This is a genomic window from Lysobacter alkalisoli, assembly GCF_006547045.1.
Taxonomy (GTDB): Bacteria; Pseudomonadota; Gammaproteobacteria; order Xanthomonadales; family Xanthomonadaceae; genus Marilutibacter; species Marilutibacter alkalisoli.
On record NZ_CP041242.1, the window covers coordinates 1,618,434 to 1,644,520 of the forward strand.

Below are 26,087 nucleotides of genomic sequence, written 5' to 3' on the forward strand. Positions count from 1 at the left end.
CGGGGGCAGGCCACAACGCAGCCATCACGGCGGCTGGACAAGACTCGACCCATTACCGTTCCGGAGCATTTCCGTCATGAGCGAGACCTCGCGACCATTCACGCGATCACGTCATGACCGCATGATCGCGGGCGTTGTGGGCGGTATCGCGCACCGGTTCGGCTGGAATGCGACCCTGCTGCGCATCCTCTACGTGATCGTCTCGATCGCATCCGCCGCCTTCCCGGGCATCATCGTGTACCTGATCCTGTGGCTGCTGATGCCGGAAGAAACCGACTGAGGCCCGACCTGCGCACGTTGTTGTTTGCGCTTGGGCTGGTCTGGACCCTGCCCAACAGCCTGGTCGGATTGTTGGCCGGCACCGTCGGCATCGCCTTCGGTGCGCGTGCCCGCCTGCGCCGGGATGAACGCGCTCTGGTCTTCCACGCCTGGCCATGGGGGCCGGGCGGGGCGATCACCTTCGGCAACGTGATTCTGCACACCGGTGACGATCTCGATATCTCCTGCCTGACCTACGCCCATCGGGCCGGCCATTGCGAAGAGCCCGCGATCCGGCTCGGCGACCACGAGCGCGCCCACGTCTACCAGTACATGGCGCTCGGCCCGTTGTTCCTGCCGCTGTACCTGCTCTGCGGCGGCATCAGCGTCCGCAACCGCTTCGAGCGCGCCGCCGACCGCTATGCCCTGACCGGCCGCGGCTGGTGGCCGTGGGCCTGACCCTCCACCCGCAGGCGCGGCGTGAGCCGCGATCGTGCAGAAGCGGGAGTGAAAAGCGGCTCCCGCCACTGCTACCGGGTCGTGCCGATCACTTCCGATCCTTCCCCAAGCACCACGCCCTCCGGCCCGAACCGACGCTCGAAGAAAGTGATGCATGCATCCTCCACCAGCACCACCGTGCTGCAGCGGGTGCCGTAGTGCTCGCCGATCACGAAGGCAGGCGAAAGCATCCGCTCCAGTTCCAGTCCGACGCCTGTATCCGGCAGCTCCGCGTCCGGTGCCGGCGTGGTCTCGGCCAGCGCCGCCAGCAGTGGCGCCAGGCTGGCGATGTCGTCGCGCTCGCGATCCATTGCCGCCGGCGTATCCAGCCATTCCTGCAGCGCCCGCGTCGCGTGCCCGCTCTTCGGCCAGGATGCATCGAAGGCGCCGTTCGACATCGCATGCAGTCCCGGCGCGACCGTCGCCCGCGTGAACGCCGGGTGGTTGCTGGCAAAACCCAACGTGTCGCCGTCCCAGGCCAACAGGTTGAAGCGGCCATGGTCCGGCGCCTCCGTGGCCAATGCGTCCAGCCAGTCGTCCGTCGACGCGGTGCTGTCGGCAAATCCGCGCACCAGCGCGCCGCGCGAGCGCGGTGCCGGTGACGCGGCCGGGCCGGCACGGACGTTGGTGACAGCCGCCAGTCGCCGCCGTGTCGACACCATCAGCCAGCCGCCACCCTGCACCAGGTCGCGGCCGCCGTAGACATCCGGCAACTCGGGATTCCAGCCTGCGGCGGCGGACGGCCGCTGGTGGAATTCATCGCGGTTGGCGATCAGCGCCAGCCGGTAGCGGGGGTGGGCCTTCCAGGCCAGGGCGATCAGGCACATGCGGGAATGGTAAGTGAGTTTTCCTCCGTCACTTCCTCCAGCACCTTGTCCCGCTCGGCCTTCGGCCGCCTCGCCAACGCCTCGACCCCGGCGCGGAACGCCTCCCAGTCCCCATCCACCTGCCGGAACAACGCCTCGAACGCCGGCACCCAGCCGTCGTACAGCCCCAGCGGCACCAGTTTGGCGTTGTTGATCGGCTCCGAGACCCAGCGGTCGAAGCGTGGATCGTCGGGCCAGCGCGTCCGCCGGGCCTCGGCATGCCACGCGCGGAACGTTGCGATCGCCGCCTCGCGTTCGGTTCGCATCGCCTCGTGGGTAATCGGGCGCCGGTAGATCGAGGCCAGCGTTTCGCGCAGTTCCAGCGCACGCTCGGTGAAGGCCCGTTCGTGCGCGTCCCGTTCCCGGTCCGGCGGTGGCTCAGCACGCGTTTGTCGCCACTCCGCCAGGCCTTTCCGCGCGACAAAGGTCGCCAGCGATTCGTTGAAGGCGGTGTCGTCGCGCACGTACAGCCACTGGTGCGCCAACTCGTGGAACAGCAAGCCGATGGTGTCGTCGCTGTTCGTGCCGATCATGGTGCTCAGTACCGGGTCGGCGAACCAGCCGAGGGTGGAATAGGCCTCCGCACCACCGATCCAGGTCTGGTAACCACGCGCCCGCAGCCGCTCGGCTTCCCGTTTCGCCTTGTCCGGGTCGAAATAGCCGCGATAGGCCACGCAGCCGGCGACCGGGAAGCAATGCGTCAATGCCTCCACCGAGAACTCCGGCGCGGCGAACACGTTCCAGGTTACGTAGGGCGCGTCCAGGGCGACATAGCGGGTATAGCTGCGGTTGCGCGGCAGCCCCAGCCGCTCGGAGGCGAACACGCGTGCCTCGCGCAGCTCGGCCAGCTGTGCGCGCAAGGCCGGCTCGGTAACCGGATCCGCGATCAGGAGCTCGATCGGCTCGCGCCTGGCCATCAGGGCCAGTTGCCCGTGGCTGACATGGGCGTAGTAGCCCAGCGTCCGGCAGCCGGCCAGCAGCAGGACCAGCATCGACAGGGTCAGCAAAGCGGTGGAGCGGGGCAGGCGTGGGAACACGGGCGTGAGGGCATCGGGTGACAGGCGGGATTTCTCGGGCCGACGGGCGGCACCTGTTCATTCACATCCATGTAACGACAGTCAGGGCGGAGCGGCATAGCATCATTCCACCGGACGGGATGGTGACAGGCAAGCACGACACACGCACAAGCCTGCGCAACTCGCCCGGCCAAGAAGGCCCGGCCGACCAAGCGACGGAGACTTGGAAGACCGGGTCTTCTCATTGCCCGACCTCCGGTGGCCCAAACACATTCCCGTGCCGCATTCACTCGGCTATACTGCCCGGCCGCGCCGGAGTGGCGGAATCGGTAGACGCAGCGGATTCAAAATCCGCCGCCCTTAAAAGCGTGTGGGTTCGAGTCCCACCTCCGGCACCATGTGCAGTAGCGGCAGAGTGCGTGCCGCAGACAGGAAGCCCGCTTCGGCGGGTTTTTTCATGCCTGCGTGCCGGGGCGTTCCCGATGCGCGGATGCATGGCGATGCATGGTTTTGTCAGGCGTCGCCACTGCGGTGTATGAGGTGCGATTGCGTGGGCTGCAGCAGATCCCACATGTTGCCGTAGAGATCGAGGAATACGGCAACGGTCCCGTAGGGCTCGTCCCGCGGCGCGCGGACGAATGTCACGCCCTTCGACCTGTAGGCCTCGTAGTCCCGCCAGAAGTTGTCGGTGTAGAGGAAAAGGAATACCCGGCCGTCGGTCTGGCTGCCAATGCGGCTCTCCTGATCCGGAATTCGAGGCACGTGCAAGCAGGAGCTGACATTCAGATGCGCCCGGAGGAGAGACGACCACCCATCGCTTGGATTGCTCGGGTACGAACGTATCCTCGACGAGCCTGAAGCCGAGCGTGCCGACAAAGAATTCGATGGCTTCGTCATAGTCGCGGACGACGAGCGAAACGAGGCCGAGCGATTGTTTCATGGGATACCGGCTCCGGTGCGGGGACCGGCCGCGCAGCGGCTACGGTGCGACGCGGTCGATCAAAAGCGCAGCCTTCACGCCCTCACCATTTGTCACCCGGGTGGTCTCGGAGGTGAAATCCCCGCTCGCCGGGGTGGCATTGCCGCTGGCGGAAATACGGGCGACGAGTTCGACGGTGTCGAGTTGGGAGAGCTTCATCGTCGGCATCGGGCCGTCGCCGTCGCCGAGGGTGATGATGATCGGGAACTGGGTGACGGGCAGTTTCTTCACCGCGACCGGCATCGGCGGGCCGTCGGGCTGGCGGGCGATGACGAACAGGGTGGCGCCGGGCGGCAATCGCAGGCCGAGTTCGGGGTCGAGGGATACCGCGATGGTGATGCCGGTCTGATCGGCTGCAGTCGGGGCTTCAATCGGGGCTTCCGGCAGTGGCTCCATGCCGGCGTCGGCGCGGGCAAGGTTGATCTGTTCGCGCAGGGCCGCGGCGGTAGCGGCCTCGACCACGCCAAGCAGGGGCTCCCAGGCCTTCACCGCCTCGGCCGGCTGTTCGGCCTGGCGGTGGGCGATGCCGAGGAACCAGCGGGCGCGCTGGTGCATGGGATCCTGTTCGAGGGCGCGGTCGAGCAGGGCGATGCTTTCGTCGTCGATCCGACGGCCGGGCGTGGTCATGGCACGGGCTTCGACCAGTTCGGTCAGCAGCCCGGGGTCGTCCGGTACCAGCTCCAGTGCCTTGCGATAGGCCTGTTCGGCGCGTTCGCCCTCGCCGAGGGTGATCCAGGTGTTGCCAAGCAGGCGCCAGCCCTCGGGCTGGTCGGGGTTTTCCGCGAGCCGGGCTTCGAGCTGGGCGATGGCGTCGTCGAGGGTTTCCGGGGCGGCGCGGCGCGCGGGGTCGAGCGCGTCCGGGGTACCGAGTACGAAATACAGGGTGCCGGACAGCACGAGCAGTGCGATGGTGAGGGCGGCGCCGGCAACACGTGCATCCTTCCACAACGGGCGCAACACATAGCCAAGCGCGAGCACGGTCAGCACCGTGGCAAGAGTGATGAAGAGGGCGACGGTGGCGGTCATTACCACTCCTGCGAATCGTCAGGCGGCACCGGCGCGTTGCCGGAGCGGCGGCGGACGATGATGGTGATTCCGATCGCGCCGGCCAGCAGTACCAGCGCGGGACCGAACCACAGCAGCCAGGTGTGCGATTTCACCTGCGGGCGGTAGAGCACGAACTCGCCGTAGCGGGCGACCAGGAATTCCTTGACCTCAGCGTCGTTCTTGCCCTGGCGAATGAGCTCGAGCACTTCGCGGCGCAGGTCGACGGCGATCTGCGCGTTGGAGTCGGCCAGCGACTGGTTCTGGCACATCACGCAGCGCAGTTCGAGGACGAGGTCGTGGAAGCGCTGTTCCTCGGCGGGGTCGCGGAACTCGAGCGGGGCGGGGTTGGGGTTGGACTGTGCCAGGGCGGGAACGGCCACCGATGACAATGACAGGAGCAGGGCAAGGACGGAGGCAAGGATGACTCTCATTGCGCCCTCTCGATCCGGTCCAGCAATGGCACCAGTTCATCGCGGATCACCGCGTCGGTCACCGCGCCGACATGCTTCCAGCGGATGATGCCGTCGCCGTCGACGAGAAAGGTTTCCGGGGCGCCGTAGATGCCCCAGTCGATCGCGTGCCTGCCGTCGTAGTCGACCAGCACCAGCCAGTACGGATTGCCGAACTGCTCGAGCCAGCGCAGTGCGTCGGCGTGTTCATCCTTCCAGTTGTAGCCGATCACGCGTACGCGCTTGGTTTCGGCGAAGCGGGTCAGCACCGGGTGCTCGACCCGGCATTCGGGGCACCAGCTGCCCCAGACGTTGAGCAGGTACGGCGCGCCGCGCAGGTCGTCGGAGGAGACCAGCCGGCCGGCCTCGTGCAGGACGGGCAAGGCGAATTCCGGTGCCGGCTTGCCGATCAGCGGCGAGGGCAGTTTTTCGCGGCCCGGATCGCGACTGAGCCAGACGCCGGCGGCGAGCAGGGCGCCCAGCAATGCGACCAGGCCCAGCGGCAGCCAGCGCAGGATCGAGCGGGACGGACTCGGGGTACCGGTCATGCGGAGTTCTCCATCTGGCGGGCTGACGGCATGGTCCGGAATCGTCGGTCGGCAGCGGTGACCAGACCGCCCAGCATCATCAGCAGCGCACCGGCCCAGATCCAGCGCACGAAGGGTTTGACGTGCGCCCGCAGCGCCCAGCTGCCGCCGCCGAGCGGTTCGCCGAGCGCAACATACAGATCGCGGGTGAAACCGCGCTGGATTGCCGATTCCGTCATTACCTGACCGCCACTGAGGTAGGTGCGCTTTTCCGGATGCAGCACGCCGAGACGGCGCTCAGCCGGGCCCTCGCCCTCGAACACGGTGACGGTGCCGTGGTCGGACATGTAGTTCGGACCAGGCACGCGTTCGACCTTGTCGAAGCGGAAGCGGTAGCCGCCCAGCTCGACCGATTCCCCCGGCGTCACTGCGACTTCGCGCTGGGTGCTCAGGCCCTCGGTCAGCAGTGCGCCGACCAGGAATATGGCGACGCCGAAGTGCGCCAGCGCCATGCCGGCCATCTCGGCGGTCAGCCGGCCGCTGGCCTTGAACCGTGCCCAGACGAAACGCAGGGTGCCGAAGCCGACCCAGGCTGCGCCGGCGATGCCTGCGGCGACCTTCCACTGCCCCTGCGGTGCGGTGAAGAATGCGATCGCCCCCATCACCAGCGCCAGCCCGAACCATGGCGCCAGCATCGCCAGCGGTCTGCCGGCCTGCTCGCGCTGCCATCGGGTCAGCGGGCCGAATGGCAGCAGCAGCACCAGCGGCGCCATCAGCAGCATGAACATCAGCGCGAAATAGGGCGGGCCGACCGAGATCTTGCCCATGTCCAGCGCGTCGGCCAGCAGCGGATACAGGGTGCCGAGCAGGACCATCGCGCAGGCGGTCGCCAGCAGTAGGTTGTTGAGCAGCAGCAGGGTTTCGCGCGAACTGGCGGCGAAAGGTTTGCCATCGGCAGGGCGGTCATCTTCGGCGGTCGACGGCGCGCGCAGCGCATACAGCAGCAGCGAGCCGCCGATGACGATGGCGAGGAACACGAGGATGAACACGCCGCGCGCCGGGTCGGCGGCGAACGAATGCACGCTGGTCAGCACACCCGAGCGGACCAGGAACGCGCCCAGCAGCGACAGCGAGAACGTGGCGATGGCCAGCAGCAACGTCCAGCTGCGGAAGCTGCCGCGCTTCTCGGTCACCGCCTGCGAATGGATCAGCGCGGCGCCGGCCAGCCAGGGCATGAAGCTGGCGTTCTCGACCGGATCCCAGAACCACCAGCCGCCCCAGCCCAGCTCGTAGTAGGCCCACCAGCTGCCCAGCGCGATGCCGAAGGTCAGGAATGCCCAGGCGATGTTGGTCCACGGCCGTGTCCAGCGCAGCCAGCGCGCATCCACCTTGCCGTCGATCAGCGCCGCGACCGAGAACGCGAACGACACCGCGAAGCCGACATAGCCCATGTAGAGCATCGGCGGGTGGATCGCCATGCCCGGATCCTGCAGCAGCGGGTTGAGGTCGTGGCCCTCGGCCGCCGCCGGCAGCAAGCGCGTGAACGGATTGCTGGTGAAGATCAGGAAAGCGAGGAAGCCGAGTGCGACGATGCCCATCACCCCGAGTACGCGGGCGATCACGGTGTCCGGCAGGCGCCTGGAGAACAGTGCCACTGCCGCGGACCATAGCGCGATCACCAGCACCCACAGCAGCAGCGAGCCCTCGTGCGAACCCCACACCGCGGTGATGCGGTAGCCCAGTGGCAGCAGGCTGTTGCTGTGCTGCTGGACATAGGCGACCGAGAAGTCGCCGATGATGAAAGCGTGGGTCAGGATCGCGTACGCAATCGCGACCAGCACCAGCTGCGCGTAGGCAGCCGGCCGTGCGATCGCCATCCATGCGGGTAGTCCCCGATGCGCGCCGAGCAGGGGCAGGGCGGTTTGCAGGGCGGCGACCAGCAGGGCGAGGATCAGGGCGACTTGGGCGAGTTCGGGGAGCATGAGGATCAGAATCCGTCATTCCCGCGAAAGCGGGAATCTCGTCTCTTGGCATTCGTTCCGGGAAGCGAGATTCCCGCTTTCGCGGGAATGACGATATCGGAGTTCAAGGTGACTTTCCTGTGGCGGGTTGTGCCGGCACATCATGCTTCTCGTGCGCCTTGCCCATCTTGTCGGCGACTTCCTTCGGCATGTAGGTCTCGTCGTGCTTGGCGAGGATCTCCTCGGCGACGAAGGTATCGCCTTGCATGCGGCCGGTGGCGACTACCGCCTGGTCCTCGCGGAACAGGTCCGGGAGGATGCCGCTGTAGCGGACCTCCATTTCGGCATCGCCGTCGGTGACGCGGAAGTTGGCTTCCAGCGAGCCCTCTGGGCGATTGAACGATCCCTTGGCCACCATGCCGCCAAGGCGGAAACGGGTCTCGCCGGAACTGACACGCTCGCCGGCCTCGCCGCTGATGATCTCGCCAGGCGTATACAGGTAGGCGATGTTGCGTTGCAGGGCCATGGCCACCAGTGCCGCGGCAATGGCGGCGGCGGCGACCAGGGCCAGTACCCAGATCAGTCGGCGGCGGCGTGTTGGATTCATTTCTTGATGGACTCAGCGGGTCAGTTCTTCGGAGGGTGCGCGGCTTGCCTCGCGCTGCGCGTGCGCGGTCCGACGGGCGGCACGCAGCCGGACGCGACGCAGTTCGCGGCGGAGCTGCAGCTGCGGCGACAGCCAATCCCAGACCATCACCAGCACGAATACCGCGTAGGCGGCGACCACGTAGCCGAGATAGCTCATCTGTGGTCCCCGGCGATGGGTGAATGCGTTGGGGGGGCGCTCGTGGCAAGCGCGCCGACCCAGGCCTTGTCGGCCTCGCGGCGCAGGTTGTCGGCACGCGCGCGGGCCAGCAGTGAGCCGAGGAACCAGAACTTGGTGCCGATCACCACCCACCACAACGGCCACATCATGCTCGAATCCATGCTCGATTCGCCGAACAGGCGGATCGTCTGGCCCTGGTGCAGCGAGTTCCACCACACCACCGAGTAGCGGATCACCGGCAGCAGCACCACGCCGACGATCGCCAGCAGTCCGGCGGCACGGGCGGCGGCGCGGCGGTCGTCGATGGCGTGGTAGAGGCCGATCACCCCCAGATACATGAACAACAACACCAGCTCGGTGGTCAGGCGCGGATCCCAGTCCCACCACGTGCCCCACATCGGCTTGCCCCAGATCGAACCGGTGGCGAGGGTGATGAAGGTGAAGCCGGCGCCGATCGGCGCGCAGGCCATCGCCAGGATCTCGCACAGCTTGATTCGCCAGATCAGCGCGATGGCGGCGTAGAAGGCCATCGCCGCGAACACCGCCATGCTCATCCATGCGGCCGGCACGTGGATGTAGAGGATGCGGAAGCTGTCGCCCTGCTGGTAGTCGGCCGGCGCCATGAACAGGCCGCCGTACAGACCCACCGCCATCAGCAACAGGCCGATGCCGTAGCTCCACGGCGCCCAACGCGCGGCGAAGCGGTCGAAGTAGGGCGGCGATCCGAGTTTATGGAACCAGAGGATGATTGGGCTCATTTGCTTCTCCCTCTCCCGCTTGCGGGAGAGGGCCGGGGTGAGGGGCTCAACTCAAGGCGATGCGGATGGCGGCGGCAGCGGCGATCGGCGCCAGCACCACCGCCAGGACCAGTCCCGCGGCCAGCAGCAGCATCGCGCCCACGACATCGTGTCCCTGGGCGGCGGCGGTGACACTGCCCGCGCCGAACACCAGAATGGGCACGTACAGGGGCAATGCCAACAGGGCGACAAGTATACCGGAGCGCCTCATCCCGATCGTCAGTGCGGCGACCACCGCGCCGACCAGACTCAGCAACGGCGTGCCCAGTGCCAGCGATCCCATCAGCACCGGCAACTGGTCGTGGGGCAGGTGCAACATCTCGCCCAGCACCGGCGCGGCGATCAGCAACGGCAGCGCGGTGGTGGCCCAGTGCATGAACGTGCGCACACCGACCAGCCAGGCCAGCGGCACGGGTGCCAGCATCCACTGTTCCAGCGAGCCGTCCTCGGCGTCGCCGCGGAACAGGCTGTCCAGTGACAGCAGCCCCGCCAGCAGCACCGCCAGCCACAGCACCGCCGGGGCCACCTCGGCAAGAGTATTGGGCTCGTTGCCCAGCGCCAGCGCGAACAGCACCACCATCAGCAGCGCGAACAGGGCCGGTTGCAGGGCGTCGCCCCGGCGCCTCCAGACCAGCTGCAGGTCGCGGGCGACCAGCGCACGAGCGGTTGTGAACAGGGTGGGTGCGGCGCTCATGCGGCCTTCCCGAGTTCGAGCAACCGGGTCCGTACAGGCGGCGCGGCATAGGCGCCATGAGTGGTGACCAGCGAGGCACCGCCGTCGTCCAGATGCGCGCGAACCATGCGGTTGACCAGCTCGATGCCCTCCAGGTCGAGGTTGGCGTAGGGTTCGTCCATCAGCCATAGCGGCGCTGGCGACAACCACAACCGGGCCAGCGACAGCCGCTTCTTCTGTCCGGCCGAGAGCTGGCGGGCGAGGGCGTCCTCGTAGCCGGACAGGCCGACCACGGCCAGGGCGCTTTCGATCGACTGGGTGTCGCGCTGCCCATGCAGGCCGCACAGGTGGTGCAGGTTCTCCAGCACGCTGAGGTCGGCCTTCAGTCCCGGCAGATGGCCGAGGTAGGCGATCGCGCGGGCCCGGCGCAACGGTTCGGCGGGCTGCCCCCCGATCGCGATCTCGCCGCTGTCGGCGCGTAGCAACCCGGCCAGCACCCGCAGAAGGGTGGTCTTGCCGGAGCCGTTGTCTCCCTGCACCAGCAACGCTTCGCCGGCCGAAACGCTGAAGTCCAGCGGTCCGAACACCGGCAGCTCGTTGCGCGAGAACCCCAGGTTGTGGACTTCGAGCAATGTGGAGGAAGAGACGGGTCGGCTCATCGGATCAGCGCGGACGGCCATGCGGCCGCGGAGCCGACATTCTACGCGGGTCGGGGCGTCGTCCGGAGCTTGCGAAAGTTTCCCTCGGCATGAGCCGTTGGCCGTGCGCTCAAAGGCAACTCTTCAGGTTGCGATACTCGCGCGGGGTCATGCCGACGGTGGCCTTGAACTGCCGCGCAAACGCGCTCTGGTCGCTGAAGCCGCACTGCTGTCCGATGCTGGCGATGCTGTCCTCGCCGTGCAGCAGCCGCATGGCCAGTTCGATCCGCAGCTTGATGAGGTGCTGCTGCGGGGTCACCTGGAATACGTGGCGGAACTGGCGCTCGAGTTGCGCCACGGACACGCCGGCCAGTTCGGCGAGTGCGGGGATGCGCAGGTTGCGGTCGAGGTGGGCCTGCATGTGCGCCATCACCTTCTCCAGCTGGCCATAGGCGGCGTGGCGGCTGTCGGGCCGGCCCAGGTCGCGCGAGACGCCGATCAGGCCGCTGATCCGGCCATGGACAAGGAGCGGGCGCTTGAGTGTCAGGCACCAACCGGGGCGGCGGTTGGGGTAGAGGTGGACTTCGAGCTGGTCACTGATCGTTTCGCCGCGCAACACCCGGCGATCCTGCGAGTGGTAGGTGGCGCCCAGCGGCGGCGGGAAGACCTCGGTGGCGGAGCGGCCGATCACGTCGTCGCGACGTTTGCGTCCAAGCCTGCGCATCAGGGTGTGGTTGCAGTGCGTGTAGCGGCCTTCGCGGTCCTTGATGAAGAACACGGTATCGGCCAGGACGTCGAACAGGGCCTGTACTTCCAGTGCGGGCAGGACTGGGTCCATGGGGTTCGACAACATGAGGTTCGCCAACCGGATTGCGCCGATCCTAGCCTAGCGGCAGATTCGGCGCCGTTGACGGTTTGTGCCGAATCCCGCATCAGGGGGGCGATTCCGGCGCTATTCCCGCCAAAGGGCGGGTGCGAGCATGGAAAACATGCACGCGATCGACATCATCGATTCCCATACCGCCGGCGAACCGACCCGGGTCGTGGTGGCCGGCTTCCCCGACCTGGGCGGCGGCGACCTGGCGCAGTGCCGCGAACGCTTCGGCCGCGAGTACGACGCCTGGCGCCGCGCCATCGCCTGCGAGCCGCGCGGCTCGGACGTGCTGGTGGGTGCGCTGCTGCTGCCGCCGACCGATCCGCAGGCCTGTACCGGCGTGATCTTCTTCAACAACGTCGGCACCCTGGGCATGTGCGGGCACGGCACCATCGGCGTGGTGCGTACCCTGGCCGAGCTGGGGCGGATCGGACCGGGCCGGCACCGCATCCAGACGCCGGTGGGCACGGTGGATGCAGAGCTGGACGGGGACGGCCGGGTCTCGGTCGAGAACGTCGAGAGCTACCGCTGGCGGGCCGACGTCGAGGTCGCGGTGCCAGGCCATGGCATGGTGCGTGGCGACATCGCCTGGGGCGGCAACTGGTTCTTCATCACCGCACAGTCGCCCTGCGCCTTGACCCTGTCCAATCAGCGCCAGCTGAGCGCCTACACCGAAAGCATTCGACGGGCACTGGAGCGCGACGGCCTTGCCGGCGAGAACGGCAACCCGATCGACCACATCGAGGTCAACGGCATCGCTCCGGATGGCAGCGGACAGGCGCGCAACTTCGTGCTGTGCCCGGGGCTGGCCTACGACCGCTCGCCCTGTGGCACCGGCACCAGCGCCAAGCTGGCCTGCCTGGCCGCCGACGGCAAGCTGGCCGAGGGCGAGGTCTGGGTGCAGCAAGGCATCCTGGGCACCGCCTTCGAGGCCAGCTACCAGCGCCGCGGACGCGGCATCCTGCCGCGCATCGCCGGCACCGCGCACATCACCGCGCGGGCGCAGCTGCTGATCGATCCGGCCGATCCCTTTGCCTGGGGTATCGACGGCGGAACGGCGGCCTGATGGACTGCTTCGACCTCATCGTGGCCGGTGCCGGCATCGTCGGCGCGGCCTGTGCCGAGGCCGCGGCCGAGGCGGGGCTGCGGGTGGCGGTGGTGGAGCCGGGGCCGGTCGGCGGCGGCACCACGGCGGCGGGCATGGGGCATCTGGTGGCTTTGGACGATGCGCCGGCCGAACTGGTGCTGGCGGCCGCGTCGCTGCGCCTGTGGGAGCGCTTTGCCACGCTGGCCGATGCCGAATTCAGCCGCTGCGGCACCCTGTGGATCGCCCGCGACGAGGCCGAGCTGGCCGCAGTGCCGAAGCGGATCGCACGCTTGGCCGAGGTGGGGATTCATGCCGAATTCGTCGATGCGCGCGAGCTTTGCCGGCTGGAGCCCCAACTGGCCCCGGGCCTGGCCGGCGGCATGCAGGTCGGGCGCGAGGCCGTGGTGTATCCGCCGCGGGTGGCGCGCTGGCTGGTGGACGCCGCCTGCCGGGCCGGCGCGCGGTTGTACAGCGGGCGGCGGGTGCGCGAGCTGCTTGCCGACGGTGTGCGCCTGGACGATGGAGAGAAGCTCTCCGGCCCGGTGCTGGTCGCGACTGGAGTGGCGCTGCCGCAGCTGCTGCCGGAGCTGCCGTTGCGCCCGCGCAAGGGCCATCTGGTCATCACCGACCGCTACCCGCCACTGATCCGCCATCAGCTGGTCGAGATGGGCTATTCCGACACCGCGCATGCCGATGCCGGCACCGCAGTGGCCTTCAATCTCCAGCCGCGTCCGACCGGGCAGCTGCTGATCGGCTCCTCGCGCGAGTTCGATGTCGAGGATCCGGCGGTGTCTCTCGCGACGCTGGCTGCGATGCTGCAGCGCGCCTTCACCTTCCTGCCGGCGCTGCGCGAACTGCGCGCCATCCGCGCCTGGACCGGCTTTCGCCCTGCCACTCCGGACGGGTTGCCCTACCTGGGACCGGTCCCAGGTCGCCCCGGCGTGTGGGTGGCGGCCGGGCACGAAGGATTGGGCGTGACCACGGCGCTGGGCAGCGCACGCCTGCTGATCGACAGCCTGCTCGGGCGTCCGCCGCTGCTGGATCCCGCGCCCTACCTGCCGGACCGGGTCCTGCAAGGAATGGCGGCATGAATCCGGCGACGGTGTGGCTGACGGTGAACGGACAGTCGGTGGCGGTGGCGGCGGGCGCCAGTGTGGCCGCTGCGGTGGCACAGGCGGAGAACGTGTTCCGGCGCTCACCCGCGGGCACCCCGCGCGCGCCCGTGTGCGGCATGGGCGTGTGCTTCGAATGCCGGGTCCGCATCGACGGCGTGGCCCAGTTGCGGGCCTGCATGACCCCGGCCTGTGAAGGCATGCACGTGGAGACCGGGCCGTGACGACGGAGAAGATGCGCCATTACGACGTGCCGGATTACGACGTGCCGGATTACGACGTGCTCGTAGTCGGCGCCGGTCCGGCCGGCCTGGCCGCGGCACGCGCGGCTGCCTCGCACGGGGTGCGCGTCGGCCTGGTCGATGCGCAGCTCCGTGCCGGCGGCCAGGTCTGGCGGGATGACGTGCGTTTCGGCGTGCCCGCCGCCGCGCGCCGCGCGCTGGCCGCACTGCGCGGGCAGGGCATCGACTGGCTGGAGCGCACCGAGATCGTTTCGGTGCAGCCGGACTGCCTGCTGGCCGATGGACCACAGGGAGCACGGCATCTCCACTACCGGCAACTGGTGCTGGCCACCGGCGCGCGCGAGCTGCTGCTGCCGTTTCCCGGCTGGACCCTGCCGGGCGTGACCGGTGCCGGTGGTGCGCAGGCGCTGGCCAAGCAGGGCTGGCCGCTGCGCGGCAAGTCGGTGCTGGTGGCCGGCAGCGGTCCGCTGCTGCTTGCGGCGTCGGCCACGCTGCGCCGGCATGGCGCGCGGGTGCTGGGCATCCACGAACAGGCGGCTTTCGACGACCTGCGCCGCTTCGCCGCCGGTCTGCCGCGCTGGCCGGGCAAGCTGATCCAGGCCGCGGCATTGAGCCTGCGTCTGCTCGGCGTGCCCTATCGCGCGGGCAGCGTGGTGGTCGCCGCACATGGCGACGACCGGTTGCGCGAAGTCGAGATCGAGGGGGCGGCCGGACGCACCCGCGTCGCCTGTGACCAGCTCGCCGTCGGCTACGGCCTGGTACCCAACACCGAGCTGGCGCAGCTGATGGGCTGCCGGCTGGAGTATCCCGGACCGCATCCGCAGGTGGCCGTCGATGCCGACCTGCGGACCAGCCTCGGCAACGTGTTCGCCGCCGGCGAGGCTTGCGGCATCGGCGGGCGTGACTGCGCCCTGGTCGAGGGTGCGATGGCCGGGCACCTCGCGGCCGGCAAACCCGAAGCGGCGCGTGTGCTGCGACTGCGCCGACGGCACGCGCGCGCCTTTGCCGAACATCTGCACCGGCATTTCGCGCTTGATGCACGCGTTCTGGATTTGGCGACTGCGGACACCCCGGTGTGCCGCTGCGAAGACGTCCCCCTGGGCGCATTGCAGGGGCTTGCAAGCATGCGCGAGGCCAAGCTGCTCACCCGCTGCGGCATGGGCGCCTGCCAGGGCCGCATCTGCGGCACGGCGCTGCGCGAACTGGGGCTGTCCTGGCCCACGAACGGCTCCGTCGGCGGCGTGAGGCCGCCACTGTTTCCGGCCCGCCTTGCGGCGTTGGCCACTCTTTCCACACCAGAAACCCAAGGTAGAACCTGATGAACAACGCTTCCTTCTGGCGCGGCGTGCTGCCGGCCATCACCACCCCGTTCACCGCTGAGGGCGAGGTGGATCACGACTTCCTCGCCAAACACGCCAAGGCCCTGGTCGATGCCGGCAGCACCGCCATCGTGCCGCTGGGTTCGCTGGGCGAGGGCGCCACGCTCACCTTCGACGCGAAGCTCGCGATCCTGGACACCCTGGTCGCAGCGGTAGACGGACGCGTGCCGGTGGTGCCGGGCATCGCCGCGCTGTCCACGCGCGAGGCGGTGGAGCTGGCGCGCGCGGCCAAGGCCTGCGGCTGCGGCGGCCTGATGGCGCTGCCGCCCTACGTCTACTCCACCGACTGGCGCGAGATGGGCGCGCACATGCGCGCGGTGATCGGCGCCACCGACCTGCCGGTGATCTTCTACAACAACCCGGTGGCCTACCGGACCGACTTCACGCCGCGCCAGATCGCCGAGCTGGCCGGCGAGTTCCCCAACCTGCAGGCGGTCAAGGAATCCTCCGGCGATATCCGCCGCTTCGCCGCCCTCAAGGAAGTGCTGGGCGAGCGCCTGGTGCTGCTGGTGGGCATGGACGACCTCATCGTCGAGGGCCTGGCCATGGGTGCGGAGGGCTGGATCGCCGGCGTGGTCAATGCCTTCCCGGAAGAGTCGGTGCGGCTGTTCGAGCAGGCCCGCGACGGTGGCTATGCCGCGGCCCGCGAGTTGTACGAATGGTCGCTGCCGCTGCTGCGCATGGACACCGTGCCCAAGTTCGTGCAGCTCATCAAACTGATGCAGGCGCAGGCCGGGCTGGGCAGCGAGCGCGTGCGCGCGCCGCGTCTGCTGCTGGCAGGCGCCGAGCGCGAGGAAGCACTGCAGGTCATCGACCAGGCCATCGCCACCCGAGGGCGTTGATATGAACGTCGAACCGCTGTTGCTCGCCGGCCGCTGGCAGCCCAGCCGGGATGCAGGCGGGTCCTTCCGCGCCGTGGACCCGACGTCCGGTGAGGCGATCGGCCCGGAGTTCCCGGTCAGCGGCGCGGCCGACCTCGAAGCCGCGCTGGCCGCCGCCAGCGAGGCCGCCGCTGCACTGGCTGCGGCCGAACCGGCCCGGATCGCCGACTTTCTCGACGCCTATGCCGATGCGCTGGAAGCCGACGCCGACACCCTGGTCGCGCTGGCCCACGCGGAAACCGCGCTGCCGGCGCCGACCCGACTGCGCGGCGTGGAGCTGCCGCGCACCAGCGGGCAGCTGCGCCAGGCGGCACAGGCGGTGCGCGCTTATGGTTGGGCCCAGCCGGTGATCGACACCCAGGCCGGTCTTCGCTCGCACCTGGCACCGCTGTCGAAGCCGGTGCTGGTGTTCGGACCCAACAACTTTCCCTTCGCCTTCAATGCCGTGGCCGGCAGCGATTTCGCCTCGGCCATCGCCGCGCGTAATCCGGTCATCGCCAAGGCCCATCCCTCGCATCCGGCCACCAGCCTGCGCCTGGCACAGTTGGCGCACCGGGCGCTGGGCGAAGCCGGGTTGCCGGAGGCGGCCGTGCAGTTGCTCTACCACTTCGACCACGCGCTTGGCCAGCGCCTGGCTGGCGATGCTCGCCTGGGCGCGATCGGTTTCACCGGCAGCCGGCCCGCCGGTCTGGCGCTGAAGGCGGCCGCCGATGCCGTCGGTGTTCTCTTTTATGCCGAACTCTCCAGCCTCAACCCGGTGTTCCTGCTGCCGGGCGCGCTGGCCGAGCGGGGCGAGGCGCTGGCGCAGGAGTTCTTCGCATCCTGCACGCTCGGCAGCGGCCAGTTCTGCACCAATCCCGGCATCGTGGTGGTGCCGCATGGCGCGGCGGGCGATGCCTTCGTCGAGCGCGCGCGCCAGCATTTCGCCGCAGCGGCGCCGATGGTTCTGTTCTCGCGCCCGGTGCTCGACGGCCTGCAACAGGCCGTGGCGACGCTGTGCGAGGCCGGTGCGCAACTGCTCTGCGGCGGCCAGACGGGCGAGGGCGGTTATCGCTATGCCCCGACCCTGCTCGCGGTGGAAGCGAGCGATTTCCTGCGTGCCCCCGCGGCCCTGCAGACCGAGGCCTTCGGCCCGGCCAGCCTGCTGGTGCGGACCGCCGACCTCGATCAGGCACTGGCCGTGGCCGGTGCCTTTGAAGGCAACCTGAGCGCCGCGATCTACCGGTCTGGCGACGGCGCCGACGACGCGGTATGGCAAGCGCTGGCGCCGCTGCTGCGCGCGCGCGTCGGGCGCCTGGTCAACAGTTGCATGCCGACCGGCGTGGCGGTCAGCCCGGCCCAGCAGCACGGCGGGCCGTTCCCGAGCACCGGCCACCCCGGCTTCACCGCGGTGGGCATGCCGGCCGCCATCCGCCGCTTCGCCGCGCTGCACTGCTACGACGGCGTGCCCGACGCGCTGCTGCCGCCGGAGCTGCGCGACCGCAACCTCGGTGGCGTGCAGCGCCTGATCGACGGCCACTGGACCACCGCCGATGTCGGAGGCGAGACATGAGTGGGCAGATCGGCGGCCTGACGCTGGAGCAGGCGAGGGCACGACTCGCGCCCTGGCCGAACCGCGCTCAGCCGATCCAGCCTGAGGAATACCAGCGGCGCCAGGAAGAAGCGCGTCGCCTGCTGCGTGCGCAAGGCGCCGATGCGCTGCTGATCAGTGCCGGCACCTCGCTGCGTTATTTCGCCGGCGTGCCCTGGGGCACCAGCGAGCGTCTGGTGGCGATGCTGCTGACGCTGACCGGCGATCCGGTGCTGATTTGCCCGGCCTTCGAGGAGGGCTCACTCGACGCGGTGCTGGAAATCCCGGTCGAAAAGCGGCTGTGGGAGGAACACGAGGACCCGTACGCGCTGGTCGTGCGCACCCTGCGCGAACGCCGCGCGGGCACGCTGGCGCTGGATCCGGCCGCGTCCTGGGCGATTGCCGTCGGTCTGGGCCGCCACTTCGGTGCGGCCAACGTGATCGATGCCACCGCCATCGTCGATGGCTGTCGCATGTGCAAGTCGCCGGCCGAGCTGGCGCTGATGCAGCAGGCCTGCGACATGACCCTGTACGTGCATCGCCTGGCCGCGGGGCTCGCGCGCGAGGGTCTCGGCACCGACGAGCTGATGCGTTTCATCGACGGCGCACACCGCGCGCTGGGTGCCGACAACGGTTCCACCTTCTGCATCGTCCAGTACGGCCATGCCACCGCGTTTCCGCACGGCATTCCCGGTGTGCAGCATCTGCGCGAGGGCGAGCTGGTATTGATCGACACCGGCTGCAGCGTGCAGGGCTACCAGTCCGACATCACCCGCACCTGGATCTTCGGCCATGCCGATGACGAGCAACGGCGGATCTGGGACCTGGAGCAGGCCGCGCAGGCGGCGGCGTTCGAGGCGGTGCGCCCGGGTGTTTCCTGCGAATCGGTCGACACCGCCGCCCGTGCGGTGCTCGAAGCCGGCGGCCTGGGACCGGACTACCGATTGCCGGGCCTGCCGCACCGCACTGGCCACGGTTGCGGCATGAGCGTGCACGAGGCGCCGTACCTGGTGCGCGGCAACGCCACCGCGCTGGCGCCGGGAATGTGCTGCAGCAACGAACCGATGATCGTGGTGCCCGGCCGCTTCGGCGTGCGGCTGGAGGATCACTTCCATGTCACCGGGGACGGCGCGCGCTGGTTCACGCCGCCATCGCCGGCGATCGACCGGCCGTTTGCGGATTGAGGAGGGAAATGCGGATGGATGTTGGGTTTTCTGATTCGTTTCGGCGAAGGTGGAGTGCCGGCATCGGCTTGCTGCTCGCCGTTGTTCTTGCGGCTGGCAACGCGACTGCCATCGCGCCCGACGCGGCCGCCCACCAGCGCTCCCTCGATCTGCGCGAACAATGGATGCACCTGACCCAGGGCGTCGCCTTCCCTGCGCGCTGGATCGATGCCGAGCGTTTCCAGTACCGGCGCACGGCGCTCGGCGGCTTCGAGTTCGTGGTCCGTCATGTCGGGGCGACCGAAGCCAGGCCGGCGTTCGATCATGACCGGTTGGCCACCGCGCTGGGTGTCGCGACCGGGAAGACGTACGACGCAAAGCGCCTGCCGTTCGAAGACTTCGAGTTTATCGAGGACGGTGCGGCGATCCGGGTCTGGGTCGAGGGACGCGCGCTGCGTTGTGGCCTCGGCGAGAACAACGCCTGCGCCGTCGTGCCGGGCAATGGCACGAACCCGCGCCCCCGCGCCTTCGGTGTCGTGCGCGATCTCTCGGTGCCGGCCGACAACACCCCACGCCGCTCGCCCGACGGCCGTTACGAGGCCTTCGCGCAGGGCGACAACCTGGCCCTGCGCGAGGTGGCCAGCGGCGAGGTCCGTGTGCTCAGCCGAGATGGCTCGCCGGGCGACTTTTACGATCCGGAAACCCTGGTCTGGTCGCCGGACTCCCGGCGCCTGGCCCTGTACCGCGTTCGCCCGGGCCATCGGCGCGAGGTGCGGCGGGTGGAGAGTGCGCCGCGCGATCAGGTCCACGCGCGCGTGCATACCCAGCTCTATCCCAAGCCCGGCGACCCGGTCGATATCGAGCGGCCGATGATCTTCGAGGCCGGGTCCGGACGGCAGGTCACGGTGCCGACCGGGCATTTCCCCAACGCGTTCCGCCTCTCGCCGCTGTATTTCCGCGAGGACGGCCGGACCCTGGCTTTCCGCTACGTCGAGCGCGGCCACCAGCGCGTGCGGTTGATCGAGATCGAGGCCGACAGCGGTGCGACACGGGTGGCGATCGAGGAGAGCAGCTCCACCTTCGTCAACGACTGGTGGCACCGCAGCTTCTTCCACGACGTGGGCAATCACGGCCGCGAGATCGTGTGGATGTCCGAGCGCGATGGCTGGAACCATCTGTACCTGTTCGACGGCAGCAACGGCCGTGCACGCCAGCTCACCCGTGGCGAATGGGTGGTGCGCCGCGTGCTGCACGTGGACGAGGAGCGCCGCGAGGTCTGGTTCGTCGCCAGCGGGCGCGAGCTCGGCGATCCCTACCTCCAACATGTCTACCGCGTCGATTTCAGCGGGCGCAACCTGCACCACATGACCCCGGCCGGGGCTTGGCATGAGGTCAGCCTGTCGCCGGACCAGCGCTACTACGTGGACACATGGTCGCGGGTGAACCACCCCACCGTCAGCGAACTGCGCGATGCCCGTGACGGGCGCCTGATCGCCGAGCTGGAGCGTGGCGACATCGGCGCGCTGGAGGCGGCCGGGTTCCGTTATCCGGAAACGTTCGTCGCCCCTGGTCGCGACGGGCGCACGCCGATCCACGGCCTGATCGTGCGTCCCACCGACTACGACCCGGCGCGCCGCTATCCGGTGATCGAGAGCATCTATGCCGGCCCGCACGACTCGTTCGTGCCCAAGACCTTCTGGCCGTTCGGACGCCATTCCAGTGGCGACAAGGCCATCGGCATGCAGGCCTTGGCCGACCTCGGCTTCATCGTCGTGCAGATCGACGGCATGGGTACGATGAACCGCTCCAAGGCCTTCCACGACGTGGCCTGGAAGAACCTGGGCGACTCCGGCTTTCCCGACCGCATCGCCTGGCATCGCGCGCAGGCCGCGCGCGATCCGTCCTACGACCTCTCGCGCGGCGTCGGCATCTACGGCGCTTCCGCCGGTGGGCAGAGCGCGCTGGGGGCGCTGCTGTTCCATCCGGATTTCTACACCGTGGCCGTGGCCTACAACGGTTGCTACGACAACCGGATGGACAAGATCAGCTGGAACGAACAGTGGATGGGCTGGCCCGTCGACGAGAGCTACGCCCGCGCCTCCGGCGTGGACAACGCGCACCGGCTGCAGGGCCGGTTGCTGATGATCCTCGGTGAGCAGGACGAGAACGTCGATCCGGCGTCTACTTACCAAGTAGCCGATGCATTGATCCGTGCCGGCAAGGATTTCGAACTGCTGGTGCTTCCGGGCGAAGGGCATTCGGTCGGACGCTCGGATGGACCGATCTCGTATGTGCAGCGTCGGCAGCTCGATTTCTTCGTGCGCCATCTGCTGGGACAGCCGACGCCGGACTGGAATCGCCCGGCGTCGCTGTGACGAAGTGAAGCGTGCACGGCGGGGCCGTGCACCGTACTTCGCGACTGTGCCGAGCGACTGTGCTGAATTCCGCACTGCCTGCACGCATTCCATGCTATCGACGCCGACTCCTGCGGCGGGACCATCGGTCACGCCTTTGCGCATTGCATCGACGCCGGTGAACCGGCCGGCGAATCCGCAGCAACGACAACGCAGGAGAGTGTGGTGAAAGCATTTCGTACACGTTGCAAACTGGCCCATGCCGTCTGCCTGGGCTTGCTTTCCATGACCGCCGCGGCACAGGCCGAAACCGCCCCGGAAGCGGAGGAAGCCGTCACCCTTCAACGGCTTGAAGTCACCGGTTCCCGCATCAAGCGGACGGAACTGGAAGGCATCGAACCGGTCATGGTCCTCTCCGCCGAGGATCTTCGGCAGCAGGGTTTCGCCAACCTCTACGACACCCTCACCAATCTCAACATGAACACCGGGATCTTCATTGGCGAGGAGATCACCAACAATTTCAATGCCAACGCGCAGGCGCTCAACCTGCGTGGTTTCGGTCCCGGTTACACCCTGGTGCTGCTCAACGGCCGCCGCATCCCGGTCCTGCCCAAGCCGGCGGGCACGGTGTCGGGCAATGTCGTCAACCTGGCGATGATCCCGACCACTGCGGTGGAGCGCGTGGAGATCCTCAGCAGCGGTGCCTCCGCCATCTACGGTTCCGACGCCGTGGCCGGCGTGGTCAACATCATCCTCAAGGAGCGTGTCGACGGCACGCATTTCAACTACCGCTACGGCGATACCGCCCACGGTGGCGGCCGCTCGGACCGGTTGTCTCTGGTGTCCGGTTTCGACCGCAACGACACCAGCCTCACCTACGGCCTGGAGTGGGACCGGCGGCGCCCGATCCACGGCGACCAGCGCAGCTGGTTCGCGCACCCGGGCAAGTCGCCCGATCCGGACTATCGCGAGCTTTCCCAGGTCATGTCGTACTGGGATCGGGCCGCCGGCTGGGACATCCTGGATATCGCCGACCGCTGCGATCCGGTCGGTTACGAGGCAGTGCGCCCCGGATGGGCCGGCCCGGGAGACTCCGAGTACTGCGGTGACAACGTCTTTGGTACCTACACCGTCCGCAACGGCCGCGACCGCGTGTTTGGCTTCGCCAACCTCGTCCATCGCATGGAGGACCACGAGCTGTACGCCAATCTGCTGGCGACCCGTTCGAAGGCCGATGCCGGTCTCTATCGTTACGGTTACGGCGTCGATTACCAGGTGGTCGACGATGTCGGTTCCGACGCCCCGCAGACGCTTGGCTGGCGCCACGTCTGGCGCTCGTTCCGCGACCACGAAGTGCCGACCAGCCAGCAGGAGTTCGAGGAAACCAACCAGATACTCTCGGCCGGCCTGCGCGGCCAACTCGGCGACTACGACTACAGCCTCAACTACAACTACGGCCGCTATCGCTACCGCGACACGGTGGGCCGCTTCAACGATCAGGCCATGCTCGGCCTGCTGTTTGGCGAGAAGGGCAGCGACTGGATCCAGCCCTGGGCGGGCAGCCGCTGGGTGCGCGTGGGCAGCGACCAGTTGGATGCGGACTACTTGCCGACCGGGCTGGATTTCCTCGGCACGCTCACGCCCGACATGTTCCATAGCGTCTTGCATCATTCCATCGGCGATGGCCGCTCCAGCGCGCAATCGCTCAGCGCCGACCTGACCGGCACGTTGCTCAACCTGCCGGCCGGCGCGCTCGATTTCGCCGTCGTGCTCGAGGCCAACCGCGACAGCTACCGCTTCATCACCGACCAGCCCACCGTCGATGGCGAGATCTGGGGCTGGAGCGGCATCCGTGGGCAGGGCAGTCGCAATCACTACGCGCTGGGCACCGAGTTCGCGATCCCGCTGGCTGCTGCCGGATCGGGCTTCGGGCAGTGGGATGCCAAGCTGGCGGCCCGCTACGACTACTACGACGATGCCTCCGACGTCGGTGGCGCCTTCACCTACCAGATGGGCCTGAGCTGGCGTCCGATCGATGCGCTGATGTTCCGGCTCTCGCGCGCCACCTCGTTCCGTGCCCCCGACATGCACGTGATGTTCGCCGAGCGCAGCTCTTCGTTCACCTCCGGCGTGGACTACCTGCGCTGCGTACGCGAGGAAGGCCTGGAACGCGGACAGAGCTGGCAGGGCTGTGGCGAGTTGTACGGCACCGGCTCCATCCGCCAGTACTCCGAGGGCGATCCCTCGCTGCGCGAAGAGCGGGGCTACAACAACAGCCTGGGCATGGTCGCGCAGGTCGGCGAGAACCATTCCTTTACCGCCGACTACTTCCGTATCCAGCTGGAAGACCAGATCGGCCTGATCGGCGCCGATCCCGTGCTGCGCTACTTCGCCGAGTGCACGCTCGGCTACGACGAGCAGGGGCAGGATGTCGACCCGAATTCGCCCAAGTGCCAGGCCATGTTGGCCCGGGTGACCCGGGGCGGACCCAACGACACCGTCGCCTCGGTCATCACCAGCCCGTTCAACGCCGGCTTGCGGCGCCAGGACGGCGTGGACGTGGTCTGGCATTCCAGCATCCCGACCGAGCGCTACGGCCACTTCACCGCCCGCTTTGCCTACACCCACATCTTCAAGACCCTCAGCCGATACCTGCCCGAGGACGAGGTCGAGGACATCCGCGACAAGCAGTGGAACACCGAATTCCGCACCCGCAGCAGCCTGACCCTGGGCTGGAGCGGACAGGCCCTGGCCGCCCATGTCCACGTCAACCGGCTGGGCTCCTCGCCGGTGCGCTGGGCGGACGAGTACGAGCGGTATCGCCCCTGGACCACCGTCAACCTGTCGCTGGAGTACCGCGTGACCGACGCCCTGTCACTGGGCCTGAACGTGGTCAACGCGCTGGACCGCAAGCCGCATCAGCACCCGTCGGAGAAGTGGTGGCCCTACGCCGACATCCGCAAGTACAACCCGGTGGGGGCCGAATACTTCTTCACCATCGGTTACCGCCTGTAGCCGGCTGTTGGAGAACGGCATCGCCGCAAGCGGTGGGGAACGGGCCTGGAGGGATTCAGGCCCTATCGGTCGGCCGTGGCCAGTTCAATCCAGTCCACGAACGCGAGGCCCGGGCAGTCGCCAGGACGGCGCAGTGTCATCCGCAGCCGCACCGGCTTGCCGTGCTCCCAGTACAACACGCCGGCCTGGCCGAATTCGATCGCCAGGGTATCGAGTTGAGCGGGGTCGATGTCGCCGACCAGCCAGCCGGATTCGCGCCATTCGCGGGCGTGGTCGCTGGCCCAGGCCGGGTGGAAGACGAGTCCAAGGGCTTGCAGCCGGGCCACCAGGCGGCTGTCGGCCAGATTGTTGGCGGCTTCCGACAGCGGCCGTGAGGCCGGGTTCCAGGCGGTGATGAAGGCGTAGCTGCGGGCCGTCCAGTAGGCCTCGAGGTCGCCGGCCGGCTCGCCGACCTGCAGGCCGATTGCGTCGCCGTCGAGGACGACCGCATAGTGAGCGGCGGCATAGGCCGCGGCCAGTTCGCCGGCGTCGACGACGTGCAGTTCGCGCATGGGGGGGAGTTTCGCGGGCCGCGGGCCGATGTGCAATGGAGGATATCCCCCGGTTTGACTTCGGGATGGTCACAGTTTCCGTAAACTCTGTTGCCCCGCACCCGAATTTCCCGCCGATGACCCCCGAAACCAAGCTGCCCAAGGTCGGTACCACCATCTTCACCGTGATGTCCCAGCTCGCTGCCGAGCACCGGGCCGTCAATCTTGGGCAGGGCTTTCCCGACTTCGCGGTGCCGGAGCGGCTGATCGACGAGCTGGACCGGGCGATGCGCGACGGTTTCAACCAGTACGCGCCTGCGCATGGCCTGCCGCAGCTGCGTGAGGCGATCGCGGAGAAGTCCGAGCGCTGCTATGGCCATCGGCCCGACGTGAATGCCGAGATCACTGTCACTTCCGGCGCCAGCGAGGCGATCTTCGATGCCGTCCATGCGCTGGTGCGGCCCGGCGACGAAGTGATCGTGCTCGACCCCTGTTACGACTGCTACGAGCCGGCGATCGACCTGGCCGGTGGCGTCGCCGTGCACGTACCGCTCGATCCGGTCACGTTCGCACCCGACTGGGAAAAGGTCAGCGCGGCGATCAGCCCGCGTACCCGGCTGCTGATGATCAACACCCCGCACAACCCGTCCGGGGCGATGCTGGGGCAGGACGACATCGCCCAGCTCACCGCGCTGCTGCGCGGCACCGGCATCTTCCTGCTCTCGGACGAGGTCTACGAACATATCGTGTTCGACGGCGCCCGCCACGAATCGATCCTGCGCCACAAGGAGCTGCGCGAACGTGCTCTGGTCATTTCCAGCTTCGGCAAGACTTACCACTGTACCGGCTGGAAGGTCGGCTACTGTGTCGCGCCGCCGGCCATGACCGCCGAATTCCGCAAGGTCCACCAGTACAATACCTTCTGCACCTTCGCCCCGGCGCAGTCCGCGTTCGCTGCAATGATCCGCGCCGAGCCGGAACATTACGAACAGCTGGGCGCGTTCTACCAGGCCAAGCGCGATCGCTTCCGCGAGCAGTTGCTGACTACCAAACTCAAGCCGTTGCCGGTGCCGGGCGGATACTTCCAGCTGGTCGATTATTCGGATGTCAGCGATCTCGACGATGCCGCGTTCTGCCGTTGGCTCACTACCGAGCACGGTGTTGCCGCGATCCCGTTGTCGCCGTTCTACGAAACCCCGCCGGCCGGCCAGCGCCTGGCGCGGCTGTGTTTCGCCAAGAACGAGGCGACACTGGACGAGGCGATCGCACGTCTGCTGAAACTCTGACTGTTTTTCTCACCTTCCGACCCTCCCCGGAGAGTAGGGGAGGGAGCACAACGAGCCCA

General features: G+C 68.3%; 25 protein-coding genes, 1 tRNA gene and 1 pseudogene. 13 read left to right on the forward strand and 14 right to left on the reverse strand.

The window, feature by feature from the left end:
- The first annotated feature begins 76 nt into the window (after positions 1–76).
- Together FKV23_RS07005 and FKV23_RS07010 are read left to right on the forward strand one after the other, a co-directional pair.
- Positions 77–280, forward strand: coding sequence for a PspC domain-containing protein (locus FKV23_RS07005; RefSeq protein WP_141623210.1), 204 nt, complete (start codon positions 77–79; stop codon positions 278–280).
- Complete coding sequence (locus FKV23_RS07010) at positions 250–717, forward strand: hypothetical protein (protein WP_407067654.1); 468 nt, start codon at positions 250–252, stop codon at positions 715–717. Before FKV23_RS07005 ends, FKV23_RS07010 begins: the two co-directional genes overlap by 31 nt.
- A 71-nt stretch (positions 718–788) precedes the next feature.
- Here the strand turns inward: FKV23_RS07010 and FKV23_RS07015 are convergent, their stop codons facing one another.
- Positions 789–1,583, reverse strand: a complete 795-nt coding sequence (locus FKV23_RS07015; RefSeq protein WP_141623211.1) for an NRDE family protein — start codon at positions 1,581–1,583, stop codon at positions 789–791.
- Entirely contained in the window at positions 1,574–2,659 is a 1,086-nt protein-coding gene (locus FKV23_RS07020; RefSeq protein ID WP_244244125.1) for an aminopeptidase, read from the reverse strand. Before FKV23_RS07020 ends, FKV23_RS07015 begins: the two co-directional genes overlap by 10 nt.
- 290 nt (positions 2,660–2,949) lie before the next feature.
- Here FKV23_RS07020 and FKV23_RS07025 point away from each other — a divergent pair.
- A tRNA-Leu gene (locus tag FKV23_RS07025) sits at positions 2,950–3,036 on the forward strand.
- Between the two features lie 115 nt (positions 3,037–3,151).
- On the opposite strand, the pseudogene FKV23_RS07030 reads toward FKV23_RS07025, so the two are convergent.
- From FKV23_RS07030 to FKV23_RS07080, 11 genes and pseudogenes are all read right to left on the reverse strand, one after another.
- A pseudogene (locus FKV23_RS07030) lies at positions 3,152–3,578 on the reverse strand (VOC family protein).
- 39 nt (positions 3,579–3,617) lie between these two features.
- Positions 3,618–4,643, reverse strand: a complete 1,026-nt coding sequence (locus FKV23_RS07035; protein WP_141623212.1) for a tetratricopeptide repeat protein — start codon at positions 4,641–4,643, stop codon at positions 3,618–3,620.
- Positions 4,643–5,095, reverse strand: a complete 453-nt coding sequence (locus FKV23_RS07040; protein WP_141623213.1) for a cytochrome c-type biogenesis protein — start codon at positions 5,093–5,095, stop codon at positions 4,643–4,645. The genes FKV23_RS07035 and FKV23_RS07040 overlap by 1 nt, the downstream gene beginning before the upstream one ends.
- On the reverse strand, positions 5,092–5,661 hold the full coding sequence (locus FKV23_RS07045) for a DsbE family thiol:disulfide interchange protein (RefSeq protein WP_141623214.1): 570 nt from the start codon (positions 5,659–5,661) through the stop codon (positions 5,092–5,094). The genes FKV23_RS07040 and FKV23_RS07045 overlap by 4 nt, the downstream gene beginning before the upstream one ends.
- Complete coding sequence (locus FKV23_RS07050) at positions 5,658–7,622, reverse strand: heme lyase CcmF/NrfE family subunit (protein WP_141623215.1); 1,965 nt, start codon at positions 7,620–7,622, stop codon at positions 5,658–5,660. Before FKV23_RS07050 ends, FKV23_RS07045 begins: the two co-directional genes overlap by 4 nt.
- Positions 7,623–7,725: 103 nt before the next feature.
- Positions 7,726–8,208 (reverse strand): cytochrome c maturation protein CcmE, encoded by a 483-nt coding sequence (gene ccmE / locus FKV23_RS07055; RefSeq protein ID WP_141623216.1) that lies wholly within the window; start codon positions 8,206–8,208, stop codon positions 7,726–7,728.
- A 12-nt stretch (positions 8,209–8,220) separates the two neighbouring features.
- Positions 8,221–8,406: a heme exporter protein CcmD gene (gene ccmD / locus FKV23_RS07060; protein WP_141623217.1), complete on the reverse strand. Its 186-nt coding sequence runs from the start codon at positions 8,404–8,406 to the stop codon at positions 8,221–8,223.
- Complete coding sequence (gene ccmC, locus FKV23_RS07065) at positions 8,403–9,185, reverse strand: heme ABC transporter permease CcmC (RefSeq protein WP_141623218.1); 783 nt, start codon at positions 9,183–9,185, stop codon at positions 8,403–8,405. The genes ccmD and ccmC overlap by 4 nt, the downstream gene beginning before the upstream one ends.
- A gap of 46 nt (positions 9,186–9,231) precedes the next feature.
- Positions 9,232–9,918 (reverse strand): heme exporter protein CcmB, encoded by a 687-nt coding sequence (gene ccmB, locus FKV23_RS07070; RefSeq protein ID WP_141623219.1) that lies wholly within the window; start codon positions 9,916–9,918, stop codon positions 9,232–9,234.
- The gene (gene ccmA / locus FKV23_RS07075; protein ID WP_141623220.1) at positions 9,915–10,556 is read right to left on the reverse strand and encodes a heme ABC exporter ATP-binding protein CcmA; all 642 of its coding nucleotides are present in this window, start codon (positions 10,554–10,556) and stop codon (positions 9,915–9,917) included. The genes ccmB and ccmA overlap by 4 nt, the downstream gene beginning before the upstream one ends.
- A 109-nt stretch (positions 10,557–10,665) precedes the next feature.
- Entirely contained in the window at positions 10,666–11,373 is a 708-nt protein-coding gene (locus tag FKV23_RS07080; protein ID WP_141623221.1) for an AraC family transcriptional regulator, read from the reverse strand.
- A gap of 151 nt (positions 11,374–11,524) precedes the next feature.
- On the opposite strand from FKV23_RS07080, the gene FKV23_RS07085 reads away from it, so the two are divergent.
- The 9 genes from FKV23_RS07085 to FKV23_RS07125 all read left to right on the forward strand — a co-directional run bounded on the left by FKV23_RS07085 (position 11,525) and on the right by FKV23_RS07125 (position 24,212).
- Positions 11,525–12,475 (forward strand): proline racemase family protein, encoded by a 951-nt coding sequence (locus FKV23_RS07085; protein ID WP_141625096.1) that lies wholly within the window; start codon positions 11,525–11,527, stop codon positions 12,473–12,475.
- Positions 12,475–13,587, forward strand: a complete 1,113-nt coding sequence (locus FKV23_RS07090; RefSeq protein ID WP_141623222.1) for an NAD(P)/FAD-dependent oxidoreductase — start codon at positions 12,475–12,477, stop codon at positions 13,585–13,587. The genes FKV23_RS07085 and FKV23_RS07090 overlap by 1 nt, the downstream gene beginning before the upstream one ends.
- A complete protein-coding gene (locus FKV23_RS07095) occupies positions 13,584–13,832 on the forward strand; it encodes a 2Fe-2S iron-sulfur cluster-binding protein (protein ID WP_141623223.1) in 249 nt (82 codons plus the stop codon). The genes FKV23_RS07090 and FKV23_RS07095 overlap by 4 nt, the downstream gene beginning before the upstream one ends.
- An 11-nt stretch (positions 13,833–13,843) precedes the next feature.
- Positions 13,844–15,169: an NAD(P)/FAD-dependent oxidoreductase gene (locus tag FKV23_RS07100; protein ID WP_141625097.1), complete on the forward strand. Its 1,326-nt coding sequence runs from the start codon at positions 13,844–13,846 to the stop codon at positions 15,167–15,169.
- Positions 15,169–16,071 carry a dihydrodipicolinate synthase family protein gene (locus FKV23_RS07105; RefSeq protein ID WP_141623224.1) on the forward strand — a complete coding sequence of 301 codons (903 nt, stop codon included), beginning with the start codon at positions 15,169–15,171 and terminating at the stop codon, positions 16,069–16,071. The genes FKV23_RS07100 and FKV23_RS07105 overlap by 1 nt, the downstream gene beginning before the upstream one ends.
- 1 nt (position 16,072) lies before the next feature.
- Entirely contained in the window at positions 16,073–17,662 is a 1,590-nt protein-coding gene (locus FKV23_RS07110) for an aldehyde dehydrogenase (NADP(+)) (RefSeq protein ID WP_141623225.1), read from the forward strand.
- Positions 17,659–18,864: a M24 family metallopeptidase gene (locus tag FKV23_RS07115; protein ID WP_141623226.1), complete on the forward strand. Its 1,206-nt coding sequence runs from the start codon at positions 17,659–17,661 to the stop codon at positions 18,862–18,864. Before FKV23_RS07110 ends, FKV23_RS07115 begins: the two co-directional genes overlap by 4 nt.
- Positions 18,865–18,872: 8 nt before the next feature.
- Entirely contained in the window at positions 18,873–21,218 is a 2,346-nt protein-coding gene (locus tag FKV23_RS07120) for a S9 family peptidase (RefSeq protein WP_407067655.1), read from the forward strand.
- 204 nt (positions 21,219–21,422) lie between these two features.
- Positions 21,423–24,212, forward strand: a complete 2,790-nt coding sequence (locus tag FKV23_RS07125; RefSeq protein ID WP_141623228.1) for a TonB-dependent receptor plug domain-containing protein — start codon at positions 21,423–21,425, stop codon at positions 24,210–24,212.
- A gap of 62 nt (positions 24,213–24,274) precedes the next feature.
- Here FKV23_RS07125 and FKV23_RS07130 read toward each other — a convergent pair whose 3' ends face one another.
- Positions 24,275–24,763, reverse strand: a complete 489-nt coding sequence (locus FKV23_RS07130) for a DUF3293 domain-containing protein (RefSeq protein ID WP_141623229.1) — start codon at positions 24,761–24,763, stop codon at positions 24,275–24,277.
- 116 nt (positions 24,764–24,879) lie between these two features.
- Between FKV23_RS07130 and FKV23_RS07135 the strand changes: the two genes are divergently transcribed.
- Positions 24,880–26,028, forward strand: a complete 1,149-nt coding sequence (locus FKV23_RS07135) for a pyridoxal phosphate-dependent aminotransferase (protein WP_141623230.1) — start codon at positions 24,880–24,882, stop codon at positions 26,026–26,028.
- Positions 26,029–26,087: the final 59 nt, after the last annotated feature.